The sequence below is a fragment of the Listeria innocua genome (genome assembly GCF_028596125.1).
Lineage (GTDB): Bacteria > Bacillota > Bacilli > Lactobacillales > Listeriaceae > Listeria > Listeria innocua.
On the sequence record NZ_CP117229.1, the window covers coordinates 1,124,466 to 1,137,087 of the forward strand.

Genomic DNA, 12,622 nt, shown 5'->3' on the forward strand with positions numbered 1-12,622 from the left:
TACTTTAACGAACCCAGAATCCGCACATGCAATGCATATCATGGAGGGCTTTTTACCCGTTAAATGGGCAGTCTTTTGGCTAATTGTCTTTATCCCATTCCTTGTACTTGGTTTAATTCGTATTCGTAAATTAATCGCTTTAGATAAAAATAATAAATTACTGTTGGCATTATGTGCAGCCTTTATCTTTGTTCTTTCTGCACTTAAAATCCCGTCCGTTACAGGATCTTGTTCTCATCCGACAGGTGTTGGACTTGCAACGGTTATGTTCGGACCGCTCGTTGTCAGTGTTCTTGGCGTGATTGTCTTACTTTTCCAAGCGCTACTTCTTGCACACGGCGGTATTACTACTCTTGGTGCAAACGCAATGTCGATGGCTGTTATCGGTCCAATGGTTGGTTTTGTCGTCTATAAACTAGCTCGTAAACTAAACTGTAATAAAAGTGTTTCGATTTTCTTATGTGCAATGACAGCTGACCTGGCAACCTACTTAACCACCAGCGTCCAGCTCGGAGTCGTTTTCCCAGATCCAGCATCAGGCATGATGGCTTCTATTCTAAAATTCATGGCAATTTTCTGTGTCACTCAAGTTCCAATCGCGATTGCAGAAGGCTTACTCACTGTAGTTATGTACAATCTTATTAGCAAAAATTTACCAGAAAAGGTGGCACAATTACGATGAAAAAAATCAATATTAATATCATTTTAATTTTATTAGTAGTTTTGTTAATGGTGAGCCCGTTTTTCTTCAATAAAACAGGTGAGTACGGGGGATCAGACGGAGAAGCTGAAGCAGAAATCACTAAAATCGATCCAAGCTATGAACCGTGGTTTGAACCTCTTTATGAACCAAAAAGTGGCGAAATTGAAAGCTTATTATTTACCCTGCAAGGTTGCATCGGAACAGGAATCATTGCGTATGTCATTGGTGTAAGTCGTGGCAAGCGGAAAGCTGAGAACGATGTTAACCATTGATAAATATGCTTATCAAAACCGGTGGATAGCTTTTTCGCCATCATTAAAAGCATTATTTTATGTCGCGATTCTAATACTCGCGCTAACTGGCCCTGTGCTCGTACAAGCGATACTATTTTTATGCATGGTGCCACTGACGCTTTATGTTGTTAAAATCCACTTTAAACAATATTTGAAATGGCTCCTTTTACCATTTTCATTTCTACTATTTAGTTTGCTTTCGATTCTTATTTCAATTTCAAAAGATCCAAGTAGTTTTCTTGCTTCAATCTCTATTGGAAGTTTTTATCTTGGTATTTCTGATGTGACGATAACGACAGCAACTCAAGTTTTTTTTCGGAGTATTGCTTGCTTAGCGGCAACATACTTTTTCGTCTTAACCGTTCCCGTGGTACAATTAACGAAAGTGATGAAGCAAATTTTTATTCCAAAAGTGCTTATTGAACTAACGATTTTAATTTATCGGTTCATCTTTATTTTCTTAGAAGAAGCGGCGGCGATTCGAAAAGCGCAGAGCCTACGTTTCGGTTACCACGGCATAAAAAATAGCTATCGTTCATTTGGAATGCTCGTAAATACTTTATTTAATCGCGTAATGAAAAGATATAATGAAATGGTTATAACACTTGATGTGAAGCTATATCAAGGAGAATTTCATATCTAGGAGGAAGCCAATTTGCTTAAAACAGAACATATTTCATTCCAATACGAAGATGGCAAACAAGCCTTAACGGATGTTTCAATCGATTTAGATAAAGGCAATATTATTGGCCTTATTGGTGCGAATGGCTCCGGGAAATCGACCCTTTTTATGCAGCTTTTAGGCATTAATAGGCCAACTTCAGGGACAGTTTATTTTGAAGGAAAACCACTTGCTTACAATAAAAAAGCCTTATTTGCATTGCGAAAAAAAGTAAGTATTGTTTTCCAAGACCCCGACCAACAAATTTTCTATTCCAATGTACGTGATGACGTGGCTTTTGCACTTAGAAACCTAGGTATTAGTGAAAAGGAAGTGGAGTCACGAGTAACAAATGTACTAGAAACAGTTGGTGCGACAGAATTTCAACATAAACCTGTCCAATACTTAAGTTATGGTCAAAAAAAACGTGTCGCTATTGCCGGAGCGCTTGTTCTTGATACAGATTGGTTGCTGCTTGATGAACCAACTGCAGGACTTGATCCGATTGGTAAAAAAATTATGATGGAAATTATCGAACGTCTTGCAAAACAAGGAAAAAAGATTCTCATTTCAAGTCATGACATCGATTTGATTTATGAGATTTGCGATTATGTCTATATGTTAAAAGACGGAACAGTTTTAACAAGCGGGGAGACGAGCGAGGTTTTCTTAGAGAAAAGTCATATCGAACAAGCAGGGTTAGTACAGCCGTGGCTAATCAAATTACACCAACAAGCTGGCTACCCACTTTTCAAAAAAGAAGCCGATTTTTTCGCACATACGGGGAAGGTGATTAATTAATGGTAGAGCAAATAATGATTCAAGGTACCGCTTCCGATGCAGGGAAAAGTGTAATAGTTGCAGGTTTATGCCGCTTATTTAAAAATAAAGGCAAGCGAGTTGTGCCTTTTAAATCGCAAAACATGTCACTCAATTCTTTTATTACCGCAACAGGTGATGAAATGGGACGTGCGCAAGTTTTCCAAGCTGAAGCAGCAGGGGTTTTTCCAGATGTTCGAATGAATCCCGTGTTACTTAAACCGACCAATGATCGTCAGTCGCAAGTAATTTTTATGGGAGCGATTTTAGATAATATGGATGCTGTTTCTTATCACGATTTTAAGCAAACACTTATCCCAAAAATTCAGGCAGTTTATCAGAGTTTAGCTGATGAAAATGATATTATTGTATTAGAAGGCGCTGGAAGCCCAGCCGAAATCAATTTGAATGACCGAGATATTGTCAATATGGGTATGGCTAAAATGGTCGACGCACCTGTCGTGTTAGTTGCTGATATTGATAAAGGCGGCGTGTTTGCTTCGATTTATGGCACGATTATGCTTTTAAAAGAAGAAGAACGTGCGCGGCTTAAAGGAGTAATCATCAATAAATTTCGCGGTGATGTAGCACTTTTACAACCAGGCATTGAGATGATAGAAGAGCTGACAAACGTTCCTGTCATTGGCGTTATCCCTTATGCTAACCTACAACTAGAAGAAGAAGATAGTGTTTCACTCAGCGGGAAAAATTACGTTCTAGATAGTTCGGCGTTACTTGATATTGCCATTATTTGCTTGCCTCGAATTTCTAATTTTACAGACTTTCATATTCTAGAAATTCAACCTGACATCAGTGTGCGTTATATACGAAATTTAGCTGATTTTGGAAATCCAGATTTAGTCATTATTCCTGGCAGTAAAAATACGCTGGAAGATATGGCTTTTCTCGAACAATCAGGCCTGAAAAAAGCGATTCAAAACTATGCCGAAAATGCCGGGAAAGTAATTGGGATTTGCGGTGGCTACCAAATGCTCGGTAAAAGAATGCTTGACCCAAATCAAGTAGAAAGCGAAAAAGTAGAAATTGCGGGACTTGGCTTATTAGATACTGAAACAATCTTTCTCGACCAAAAACGCACTACACAAATTACTGGCGTGACATTTTCTTCGGAACCAGTCGAAGGATACGAAATCCATATGGGCCAAACTAAGCGCGGCGAGAATACTCAACCGTTTTGTAAAATTAAAGCAGTCAACGGTAACCAAGAAACACACGAGGACGGTGCCATCTCCGCGAACAAAAACATTATCGGCACATACATCCACGGTATTTTCGATAATGATATTTTCTTAGGCAATCTATTCAATGAACTGCTAACACAAAAAAACAAATCCATTTATCCACATGAAATTATCAAACTAAAAGAACATAAAGAAACTGAATATGATAAACTAGCGGCTCTTTTAGAAGCAAATATTCAAATGGATCAACTAGAAAAAATTATGAAAGGAGAAAAAATATGCGTATCTACACAAAAACCGGCGATAAAGGAATGACAAGAATTATCGGGGGGAGCAAAGTAAGTAAAGATAATATACGAATTAATGCATATGGTACACTCGACGAACTCAATTCGCTTATCGGTTACACCATTACAACTCTTGGAAATGAACCCGAAATTCAAGCTGAACTTGAGCAAATCCAACAACAATTATTCGATGCAGGAGGCGACCTCGCAACAGAAGAAGGGAAGCGCGATTATAAACTGACAGCTGAGCCAGTTGCTTGGCTAGAAGACCGCATTGATATTTATGCCGATGAACCACCTGAAATTGAAAAATTCATTTTGCCAGGAGGTACTCAAGCAGCTTCTTTACTTCATATGGCTAGAACAGTGGCAAGGAGAGCAGAACGAGAAATTGTTGGTATGCTAAAAATCGCCTCCACTAACCAAGAAGTATTAAAATATGTAAATCGCTTATCTGATTACTTTTTCGCTGTTGCCAGAGTCGTGAATTATCGCGCAGGCGAAACCGATATTTTCTACAAAAATTCCGAATTAGTTTTTCGAAATAAAAAGAAATAACAAAAAACCTCTCCAGACATTCCATCCGGAGAGGTTTTCTTTATTAAAAGCGTTGAATTAAAAATACACCAATAAGCATTAATAAAACACCAATCATTCGATAACGGTTAATTGGATGAGGAATAACCCCGAAAAAACCAAAATGATCAATAATAAGTGCAATAATCATTTGCCCACAAAGTGCTAAAACTACTGTCATAGCAGAGCCAAGTAATGGTAAAAGTAAAATGTTAGAAGTTACAAATAATACTCCAAGTGCGCCACCAGTGAATACCCACCAAGGAATTCGACCGACCCCTTTTAGCTGAAAAGTCAAACGACGCTCCACAATTAAACAAACAAGCGTAAGTAGCGTGGTCCCAACTAAAAAGGAAATAAATGATGCTACAAAAGGAGAACCGACAGTGAGCCGAAGTTGGCTATTAATCGATGTTTGAATCGGTGAAAGTAGTCCAGAAACAAGTCCCATTGCCATAAATAGTAATAATGATTTGGATGATCTTTTTGTCATGATTTCTCCTCCTTTTAAAATCGTTGCATCAAGTAAATGCCGCCGAACATTAAAATAACACCAAGCAGTCGTTCGATGTTAATCTCATGCATCGGAACTTGAAATAAACCAAAGTTATCAATTACAATAGCCATAATCATTTGTCCACACACCGTAATCATTACAAGCAACGCAGAGCCAAGTCGTGGTAAAAGTAAAATATTAGCTGTTAAGAAAATAACGCCTAATGTTCCACCGCCAACCCATATATACCAAGGATTTGAGGCAATCATTTCTGAAGATATTGGCCATGATTTTTGTGTAAATAAACAAACAATAAGTAAAACAGTCGTCCCTACCATAAAAGAAACCCACGAAGCTAAAAACGGTGATTTCGTATATGTACTAAGTCGTGTATTGATGGCTGTTTGAACGGGTAATACCATCCCCGCCAGTAGACCTGATACAATAAATAATATAATCAAAAATTTCCCTCCCTTTTATCACAATGAAATAATTATAAAATAAAAGAGGGGTAAAAAGATAGTATTTAATTTAAAGTGAGGTGTTTTTATGAAAATCCGAATAATCGGATCTGTTGGAAGCGGCAAAACCACTTTAGCAAAAAAAGTTTCCAAGTGGCTACAAATAGATTTTTTTGAAACAGACCGAATTGTATGGAAAAGAGAAGAAACGGAAGTGAGACGAAGCGATTCAGAAAAAATAGCCGAGTTAAATGCAATTCTCCAGAAGGATAACTGGATTATCGAAGGCGTGCATTTAGAAGCCTGGACAGAAGAGAGCATTTCACAAGCCGACATTATTATTTACCTTGATTTACCTAAAAAACAAATCCGCTCTCAGCTTATAAAACGCCAATTCAAACAATTACTACGAATCGAAAAAGCGCACTACGTAGTCCGATTCAGCATGCTAAAGAAAATGTTTTACTGGGATGATTTATTTGATCAAAGGACTAAACCATTAGTGAACGAAAAAATAAATCAACATCCAGCTAAATGGTTAATTATTAAAGAAAATCTAGCGTTTCATGAAATTCAACAAAAAATATTGCAAATTATATCGAGCCGTGATATATTATGAGTATCAAATACATCGAGGTGCGATATAATTATGGATGAAAAACTACGAAAAACCTATCTTCCCATGACTGAAACTGCCTTTTACATATTACTTTCGCTAGTTAAACCGAAGCACGGTTACGCGATAATTGAAAATGTTGCCCAAATGACCAATGAGCGGATTAAACTTGGACCAGGAACTATTTACGGTAGTTTATCCAAAATGAACAAAGACAATTTAATCCAAATCATCCAAGAGGAGAGCAACCGAAAAATCTATCAAATCACAGAAATCGGTGCCGAGGTTTTGCAGTTAGAAAAAACACGCATAGAAGAATTGTATAGAAATTCGAGGGAGGTTTAATCATGGAGAAAAAAGTCTTAAAGTTTTTTACTGTAGATAATATGGAAAAAGAAGAAGCCTATTTAAACGATATGGCTCAAAAAGGCTGGTTATTTAAAGAATATAAATCTTTTAGGTACCATTTTGAAAAAGGGGAACCGAACAAATATCGCTATGCCATTGATTATAAAGTGAATCAAGGCGACGAAGCCTCGTATAAAGCACTCTTTGCTGATGCTGGTTGGGATAATGTATTCTGCTATCCAGTATTAAACGGTAATTGGATGTATTTCCGAAAACTACAGGCCGAAGAGGCAGGAAGTGAAACGATATTCTCAGATGAAGTATCATATATTCATTTATATAGAAGTATTCGGAAACGCTGGACGATTTTTGGCATATTAATGAGTATTCTTTTATTGCTGGATTTATTTTTCCTAAACAATGCTGGAAGTTATCAAGTAATTACTATTTTCATTTTTATTCTATTTATTATTCTCATCGGTTTGTACGGAAAGATGTTTATCCAATTAACGAGGAAAATAAATAAATTTGCGAACAAAAATCTATAAAACAGAATGTAAGATAATTATGATGGCGTCAACTAAACTATTTTATAATAGAAGAAACTCGCATTTTTTTAAAATCATCCCATTTAATCCTGAACTTATATGACTAAATGATGGCAAATGTTACAAAATGAAGAACAAATGTTATCAAATAAAATTAAATTGAATCTATAACTAACTTTTTGCCTTATCATAAAATGTTAAAGATTTCTTAAAAGACATTTAGATGGATTGCAATTGTGTTCAAATTAACGTATTCTAAAAGCATCAAGGGATTCGGAGACAGAAAGGCGTGACGACATCTGAAGTATAGAAAATTATCCAAAAAGAAAAAACAAAAAAGGCTAATTGGGATAGCAGGGATTTTACTGCTGATTATTCTAGTAGGTGTCATAGCATCTGTAGTCAGACAACAATATTTAATTATGACAGCACCGAAACCGGACCCAGCATTCCATTCAAAAGAGCAGAACTTTCTTAATGAACTCTCTCCTCGTGCACAAGAAATTCAAGCAGAACACGGCATTTTAACGAGTATTACTTTAGCACAAGCTATCCTTGAATCTAACTGGGGTCAAAGCGATTTAGCGCAACAAGGTAATAATTTGTTTGGTGTAAAAGGCAAAGCTCCACAACCGATGGTAAACATGACGACAAAAGAATTTGTAGACGGAAAATGGATTGAAATCAAAGCCAACTTCCGAAAATACAAAGATTGGAATGAATCATTAGAAGCACACGCAGAACTCTTTTTAAAAGGAACTTCCTGGAATAAAGATAAATATAATGGCGTGATCAAAGCCGATGATTATAAAAAAGCTGCAGAAGAATTACAAACAGCAGGCTATGCAACCGATCCAGGTTATGCAGAGAAGTTAATCAATATTATCGAAAAATATGACTTAGCTTTATATGATCGTATAGATGATAAGATATACTATGATGCAAAATCAACTGGTTATGGCAACGTAAAAAAAGACGTTTCTGGAGCAATTTGGACAAGGCCTTATGGACTATCTGGAGCACAAAAAGTAGAAGAAATTAACTACTACAAACGAGAAGATTTGAAACTTTTACGAGAAGCAAAGACAGATAGTGGCGTTTGGTATCAAATTTCCGTGAAAAATGATCCAATTGGTTGGGTAAAACAAGAATTAATTGATAAAAAATAAGAAATAACCGAAAAAGAGCTAAAATGACTTGTCTTATTTATAGGCAAAAAGTCCTTTTGAAGCTCTTTTTCTTTTTTATTTTCATAACAGCCATCTCCCGAAAAGGTTACTATACAATAGCTAAGGGCCTTTTGTAACATAAGTAATGTAAAAGTAATGTGTATTACAAAGAAGTTTTGTTAGAATGAAGTGGTTGTTTTAAAGAACACACGTTTCTGGTTTTGATAAGCCAGAAAGATATTTCAAAGAAGGATGTGCAATAAATCATTATGTTACAACTCGCAAAGAAGCATTTGGTGACAATTGGTCTTGGAATTACAATTACATTATGTGCAGTACCAATACACTCCCAAGCTGCTGGTCTAGAGGACGGCTTAACTTCCAAGCAAGAGAGGTTTATTAATGAAATTGCGCCGCATGCTCAAAAAGTGCAAAGAGAACATGGTATTTTAGCAAGTATCACTATTTCGCAAGCTATACTAGAATCCAATTGGGGAGAAAGTATGCTAGCAAAAGATGGCAATAATTTATTTGGAATCAAAGGTTCTTATAATGGAGCCTCTATTAAATTACCAACCAAAGAACACAACGGTCTTGTTTGGGTTGGTACCGATGCTAATTTCCGCGCATACCCGGGTTGGTATGAATCGATGAATGACCACGCACTTTTATTTGTCAATGGCCCATCATGGAACCCTCATTTATACGGGGGCTTAATCAAAGAATATAACTTTGAAAAAGCGGCTATTGCACTTGGAAAAACTGGCTATTCGTCTGATCCAGAGTATGCAGCAAAATTAATCGACCTAATTAAAAAAGCAAATTTAGATAAATATGATACAGTTTATAGCGAACGAGTATCTGATAAAGCAATTAAAGCTGCTGGTGAAGTAGCTATAAAAGATAATTCCTTTATTTGGTCCGCGCCAGGTGGAACAAAAGGAGCAAATCCAGTCGAAAAAACAACCAAATATTTTGGACATCAAGTTTCTATTAATAGAGAAGTTAAAGTAACGGATTCCAATATTTCGTGGTATCACATTCATCATAATGGCGATTCTATCGGTTGGATTGAAAGCACCTCTATAAAAAAATTCTATCAATTAGAAGATTATGCTCCAACGCGCGACGCTTTACTTAAAACAGATGATCAAAATCGTTTAGTAATTAATATGGATATTGATACATCAGAACTGCACAAACCTACAATAGCTAAGGAAGAAACAAAGGGCAAAACTGCACTTAATCTACCTTTATTAAACGTTCAGTCAATTGCTTGGTAAGTAAAACGCAAAAAAAGTCGAATAGCTGTTTCGGCTTTTTTTGCGTTTTCAAAGGAATTTTAGAGAGAAACTGTTATAATGTAAAAGGAGTTTATAAGGAGGGTTATTTATATGGATGAACAATTAAAGATGTTAAAAGCACTAACGGATGCAAAAGGTATTCCCGGTAACGAACGTGCGGTTAGAAACGTATTTCGTGAATATATTGAACCGTTAGCTGATAGTTTTGAAACAGACGGCTTAGGTAGCGCCGTTGCGAAAAAAGTGGGCGCAGAAGATGGACCAAAAATCATGATTGCTGGTCATTTAGATGAAGTTGGCTTTATGGTGACTCAAATCGATGATAAAGGTTTTATTAAATTTCAAACAGTGGGCGGTTGGGTTTCGCAAGTAATGCTTGCACAAAAAGTAACAATCGTGACGCGTTCTGGCGAAGAAATCACCGGTGTTATTGGCTCTAAACCACCGCATGTAATGACAGCAGCAGAACGTCAAAAATCTTTTGATATTAAAGATATGTTTATTGACGTTGGTGCGGTTGATAAAGCAGAAGTTGAAAGTTACGGCATTCGTCCTGGTGATATGATTGTGCCAGCATTTGATTTTACCGTAATGAAAAACGAGAAATTCTTACTTGCAAAAGCTTGGGATAATCGTATTGGCCTTGCTATTGCTATCGAAGTACTTAAAAACTTACAAAAAGAAGCACACCCAAATATCGTTTACGGTGTTGGAACAGTCCAAGAAGAGGTTGGTTTACGTGGAGCCAAAACAGCAGCACATTTCGTTCAACCTGATATAGGTTTTGCTGTTGATGTTGGTATCGCTGGGGATACTCCTGGTGTAACTGACAAAGAAGCAATGAGTAAAATGGGGGAAGGTCCACAAATCGTTATCTATGATGCTTCCATGGTAGCACATGCTGGCCTTCGTGATTTTGTAACGGACGTAGCAGACGAACTATCTATCCCTTACCAATTTGAAGCAATCCCAATGGGCGGAACAGATTCAGGGTCTATTCATTTAACAGGAAACGGAATCCCGTCGTTATCCATTACAATCGCAACTCGCTATATTCATTCCCATTCGTCCATGCTACATCGTGATGATTTTGAAAATGCAGTAAAACTAATTACTGAAGTAGTTAAACGTTTAGATAAAGAAAAAGTAACAGAAATTCGCCTAGGTTGAGTTTCGAGAAAAGAGGACAACTTTTATGGAACAGATTCAATCAGTAAAAAACGACCGTGTCAAAACATGGAAGAAACTACAAACGAGAAAAGGCCGCGATAAAACCGGAACTTATTTGGTGGAAGGCTTTCATTTAGTGGAAGAAGCGTTACGTCAAGATGGTTTAGTACTGGAGCTGCTTATTTCAAGTGGTGTTTCTGTTCCAGAAGAGTGGTTAAAAGGCGACTATGATGTATTTGAAATTAGTTCCGAAATCAGCCATCTAATTAGTGACACAATGACAGAACAAGGTGTATTTGCTGTCGTTGCTATTTCAGAGCCTGACATGATGCTATTATATGGTAAGAAATTGTTACTCGTAGATGCAGTACAAGATCCAGGTAATGTCGGCACGTTAATTCGAACTGCTGATGCGGCTGGATATGATTGTGTCGTTTTAGGCAGAGGCAGTGCAGACCTTTATAATCCAAAAGTTATTCGTAGCACGCAGGGGAGTCACTTCCATATTCCTGTCATTCAAGCAGATTTATTTGAGTGGGTGGCGAATTTAGAAGAAGAAGGTGTTCCAGTGATTGGAGCAGTTTTAGATGACCAAGCCAAATCACTCAATGATATGCCAAAGCGTGAAACATTAGCCTTAATGGTTGGAAACGAAGGAAACGGCATATCAGAAGAATTACAAGATCGACTTTCCGAAAAAGTATATATTCCAATTTACGGTGATAGTGAATCATTAAATGTAGCTGTAGCAGCCGGAATTTTACTTTATGGTTTAAGAAAATAATAAAAGTGGTTGATAAGTCGGAATGAACTTATCAACCACTTTTTTAAATCTCTTCTTGTTTTTCCATTTTTACTTCACGAATTGCGACGCGTTTTAAATCAGCTACGACACTATGCATATAATCAAACGCAGCGCCCCAGTCAATCCCAGTAAAGAAGCCGTTCGAACTACCTGTTGAGATAATCGTTACTTCTGTTTCTCCGTGGAAATTATTAATGTTAACAAATAATGCCGCTCGATTAGAAGAACGGAAGTAAAATTTTTCGCAAGCAAGTGTCGCTAGTTCTCCAAAATCAAATGTTCTAATTTCGGAAAATACAATATTTGACCCTACTTGACCAGCTTTGATTATTTCGAAGGTTTCTGAAACATCTGTTTTAACAATGTAGCGAATAGATGGCATGAGAGACGCCTCCTTCATTAATCTATCTTACTTATATTTTAAGTCAGAAGGATACTTTGGTCAATTATATTTCAACTTACTAAATATAAGCAACAAAAGATTTATTAGTTACTTTCTGATGATAGATATGGTACAATAACGTTAGAGGTGAGAATTATGACTGATGCACATACAGTATGTCCGAAGTTTGAATCGGCGTTCCAACTATTAGGTAAACGCTGGACTGGACTTATCATCAATGTCTTACTGACTGGTCCAAAAAGGTTTAAACAAGTTGCCGCTGAGATCCCACAAATGAGTGATCGGGTGCTTGCAGAACGTTTGAAGGAACTTGAGGAAATGGATATTTGCTTAAGACAAGTTTATCCAGAAACTCCTGTACGCATTGAATATGAACTAACCGAAAAAGGTAAAGCACTCCAAGAAGTAATGCTTGAAGTCCAGTGTTGGGCGGATAAATGGGTGGAAGTACCTAATTAAAAAGAGATAATCTCTCCAACTAATATGGGGAGATTATTTTTTAGCTTGAATCTTTCGTAGAACCATACTATAATAGAAACTATCTAAATAAGTAAAGACAATGAAAGAGCCAAGTAGCATAGTGAGTCTGTATAGGGAGAAGTGGTCATAGACTGAAAGCCACTTTACAAACGAATTTGCGAACATTTCACCTCTGGAGTCGCCCCCCGAGAAGCACGTTATGTGTGAAGGTGGTCCGGTTACTAAGCCGTTATCGAATTTTGAGTGGGAACAAATTTTGTTCTTATTAGGGTGGTACCGCG

At 37.0% G+C, this 12,622-nt stretch carries 17 protein-coding genes and 1 other annotated feature (1 of these 18 running past the window's edge); of the genes, 14 read left to right on the plus strand and 3 right to left on the minus strand.

Going from position 1 to position 12,622, the window contains the following annotated elements; all coding sequences use genetic code 11:
- The first annotated feature begins 31 nt into the window (after positions 1-31).
- The 6 genes from PQQ29_RS06190 to PQQ29_RS06215 are packed head-to-tail and all read left to right on the plus strand — an operon-like array spanning position 32 to position 4,523.
- Positions 32-682: an energy-coupling factor ABC transporter permease gene (locus PQQ29_RS06190; protein WP_010990808.1), complete on the plus strand. Its 651-nt coding sequence runs from the start codon at positions 32-34 to the stop codon at positions 680-682.
- Positions 679-975, plus strand: a complete 297-nt coding sequence (locus tag PQQ29_RS06195) for an energy-coupling factor ABC transporter substrate-binding protein (protein WP_003761837.1) — start codon at positions 679-681, stop codon at positions 973-975. Before PQQ29_RS06190 ends, PQQ29_RS06195 begins: the two co-directional genes overlap by 4 nt.
- A complete protein-coding gene (locus PQQ29_RS06200; protein WP_010990809.1) occupies positions 962-1,639 on the plus strand; it encodes an energy-coupling factor ABC transporter transmembrane protein in 678 nt (225 codons plus the stop codon). The genes PQQ29_RS06195 and PQQ29_RS06200 overlap by 14 nt, the downstream gene beginning before the upstream one ends.
- Positions 1,640-1,651: 12 nt before the next feature.
- Entirely contained in the window at positions 1,652-2,458 is an 807-nt protein-coding gene (locus PQQ29_RS06205) for an ATP-binding cassette domain-containing protein (protein ID WP_003761839.1), read from the plus strand.
- Positions 2,458-3,993, plus strand: a complete 1,536-nt coding sequence (locus PQQ29_RS06210; RefSeq protein WP_010990810.1) for a cobyric acid synthase — start codon at positions 2,458-2,460, stop codon at positions 3,991-3,993. Before PQQ29_RS06205 ends, PQQ29_RS06210 begins: the two co-directional genes overlap by 1 nt.
- The gene (locus PQQ29_RS06215) at positions 3,957-4,523 is read left to right on the plus strand and encodes a cob(I)yrinic acid a,c-diamide adenosyltransferase (RefSeq protein ID WP_003761841.1); all 567 of its coding nucleotides are present in this window, start codon (positions 3,957-3,959) and stop codon (positions 4,521-4,523) included. Before PQQ29_RS06210 ends, PQQ29_RS06215 begins: the two co-directional genes overlap by 37 nt.
- Before the next feature lie 43 nt (positions 4,524-4,566).
- On the opposite strand, the gene PQQ29_RS06220 is transcribed toward PQQ29_RS06215, so the two are convergent.
- Positions 4,567-5,034, minus strand: coding sequence for a DMT family transporter (locus PQQ29_RS06220; protein WP_003729724.1), 468 nt, complete (start codon positions 5,032-5,034; stop codon positions 4,567-4,569).
- Between the two features lie 14 nt (positions 5,035-5,048).
- Positions 5,049-5,498, minus strand: coding sequence for a DMT family transporter (locus PQQ29_RS06225; RefSeq protein ID WP_003761842.1), 450 nt, complete (start codon positions 5,496-5,498; stop codon positions 5,049-5,051).
- An 88-nt stretch (positions 5,499-5,586) separates the two neighbouring features.
- Between PQQ29_RS06225 and PQQ29_RS06230 the strand changes: the two genes are divergently transcribed.
- The 7 genes from PQQ29_RS06230 to PQQ29_RS06260 all read left to right on the plus strand — a co-directional run bounded on the left by PQQ29_RS06230 (position 5,587) and on the right by PQQ29_RS06260 (position 11,437).
- Positions 5,587-6,117 carry a shikimate kinase gene (locus tag PQQ29_RS06230; RefSeq protein WP_003761843.1) on the plus strand — a complete coding sequence of 177 codons (531 nt, stop codon included), beginning with the start codon at positions 5,587-5,589 and terminating at the stop codon, positions 6,115-6,117.
- 30 nt (positions 6,118-6,147) lie between these two features.
- Positions 6,148-6,459: a PadR family transcriptional regulator gene (locus PQQ29_RS06235; protein ID WP_010990811.1), complete on the plus strand. Its 312-nt coding sequence runs from the start codon at positions 6,148-6,150 to the stop codon at positions 6,457-6,459.
- A 2-nt stretch (positions 6,460-6,461) separates the two neighbouring features.
- On the plus strand, positions 6,462-7,010 hold the full coding sequence (locus tag PQQ29_RS06240) for a DUF2812 domain-containing protein (protein WP_010990812.1): 549 nt from the start codon (positions 6,462-6,464) through the stop codon (positions 7,008-7,010).
- Between the two features lie 299 nt (positions 7,011-7,309).
- Positions 7,310-8,179: a glucosaminidase domain-containing protein gene (locus PQQ29_RS06245; protein WP_010990813.1), complete on the plus strand. Its 870-nt coding sequence runs from the start codon at positions 7,310-7,312 to the stop codon at positions 8,177-8,179.
- A gap of 269 nt (positions 8,180-8,448) precedes the next feature.
- Entirely contained in the window at positions 8,449-9,462 is a 1,014-nt protein-coding gene (locus tag PQQ29_RS06250; RefSeq protein WP_003771515.1) for a glucosaminidase domain-containing protein, read from the plus strand.
- Between the two features lie 111 nt (positions 9,463-9,573).
- Positions 9,574-10,653: a M42 family metallopeptidase gene (locus PQQ29_RS06255; RefSeq protein WP_010990815.1), complete on the plus strand. Its 1,080-nt coding sequence runs from the start codon at positions 9,574-9,576 to the stop codon at positions 10,651-10,653.
- Positions 10,654-10,678: 25 nt separating this feature from the next.
- Positions 10,679-11,437 carry a TrmH family RNA methyltransferase gene (locus tag PQQ29_RS06260; RefSeq protein WP_003761853.1) on the plus strand — a complete coding sequence of 253 codons (759 nt, stop codon included), beginning with the start codon at positions 10,679-10,681 and terminating at the stop codon, positions 11,435-11,437.
- 43 nt (positions 11,438-11,480) lie between these two features.
- Here PQQ29_RS06260 and PQQ29_RS06265 read toward each other — a convergent pair whose 3' ends face one another.
- The gene (locus PQQ29_RS06265) at positions 11,481-11,840 is read right to left on the minus strand and encodes a DUF6054 family protein (RefSeq protein ID WP_010990816.1); all 360 of its coding nucleotides are present in this window, start codon (positions 11,838-11,840) and stop codon (positions 11,481-11,483) included.
- A gap of 156 nt (positions 11,841-11,996) precedes the next feature.
- Here PQQ29_RS06265 and PQQ29_RS06270 point away from each other — a divergent pair, with 156 nt between their 5' ends.
- The gene (locus tag PQQ29_RS06270; protein WP_003721618.1) at positions 11,997-12,320 is read left to right on the plus strand and encodes a winged helix-turn-helix transcriptional regulator; all 324 of its coding nucleotides are present in this window, start codon (positions 11,997-11,999) and stop codon (positions 12,318-12,320) included.
- 91 nt (positions 12,321-12,411) lie between these two features.
- Positions 12,412-12,622: a binding site (T-box leader), on the plus strand (it continues 18 nt past the right edge of the window).

What these genes read in the sequence shown, in the direction of transcription:
- PQQ29_RS06195 (WP_003761837.1), top strand. Translation starts at nt 679, where the DNA reads ATGAAAAAAATCAATATTAATATCATTTTAATTTTATTAGTAGTTTTG.
- PQQ29_RS06240 (WP_010990812.1), top strand. Translation starts at nt 6,462, where the DNA reads ATGGAGAAAAAAGTCTTAAAGTTTTTTACTGTAGATAATATGGAAAAA.
- PQQ29_RS06235 (WP_010990811.1), top strand. Translation starts at nt 6,148, where the DNA reads ATGGATGAAAAACTACGAAAAACCTATCTTCCCATGACTGAAACTGCC.
- PQQ29_RS06220 (WP_003729724.1), bottom strand. Translation starts at nt 5,034, where the DNA reads ATGACAAAAAGATCATCCAAATCATTATTACTATTTATGGCAATGGGA.
- PQQ29_RS06255 (WP_010990815.1), top strand. Translation starts at nt 9,574, where the DNA reads ATGGATGAACAATTAAAGATGTTAAAAGCACTAACGGATGCAAAAGGT.
- PQQ29_RS06250 (WP_003771515.1), top strand. Translation starts at nt 8,449, where the DNA reads ATGTTACAACTCGCAAAGAAGCATTTGGTGACAATTGGTCTTGGAATT.
- PQQ29_RS06260 (WP_003761853.1), top strand. Translation starts at nt 10,679, where the DNA reads ATGGAACAGATTCAATCAGTAAAAAACGACCGTGTCAAAACATGGAAG.
- PQQ29_RS06265 (WP_010990816.1), bottom strand. Translation starts at nt 11,840, where the DNA reads ATGCCATCTATTCGCTACATTGTTAAAACAGATGTTTCAGAAACCTTC.
- PQQ29_RS06215 (WP_003761841.1), top strand. Translation starts at nt 3,957, where the DNA reads ATGCGTATCTACACAAAAACCGGCGATAAAGGAATGACAAGAATTATC.
- PQQ29_RS06200 (WP_010990809.1), top strand. Translation starts at nt 962, where the DNA reads ATGTTAACCATTGATAAATATGCTTATCAAAACCGGTGGATAGCTTTT.
- PQQ29_RS06190 (WP_010990808.1), top strand. Translation starts at nt 32, where the DNA reads ATGCATATCATGGAGGGCTTTTTACCCGTTAAATGGGCAGTCTTTTGG.
- PQQ29_RS06210 (WP_010990810.1), top strand. Translation starts at nt 2,458, where the DNA reads ATGGTAGAGCAAATAATGATTCAAGGTACCGCTTCCGATGCAGGGAAA.
- PQQ29_RS06230 (WP_003761843.1), top strand. Translation starts at nt 5,587, where the DNA reads ATGAAAATCCGAATAATCGGATCTGTTGGAAGCGGCAAAACCACTTTA.
- PQQ29_RS06270 (WP_003721618.1), top strand. Translation starts at nt 11,997, where the DNA reads ATGACTGATGCACATACAGTATGTCCGAAGTTTGAATCGGCGTTCCAA.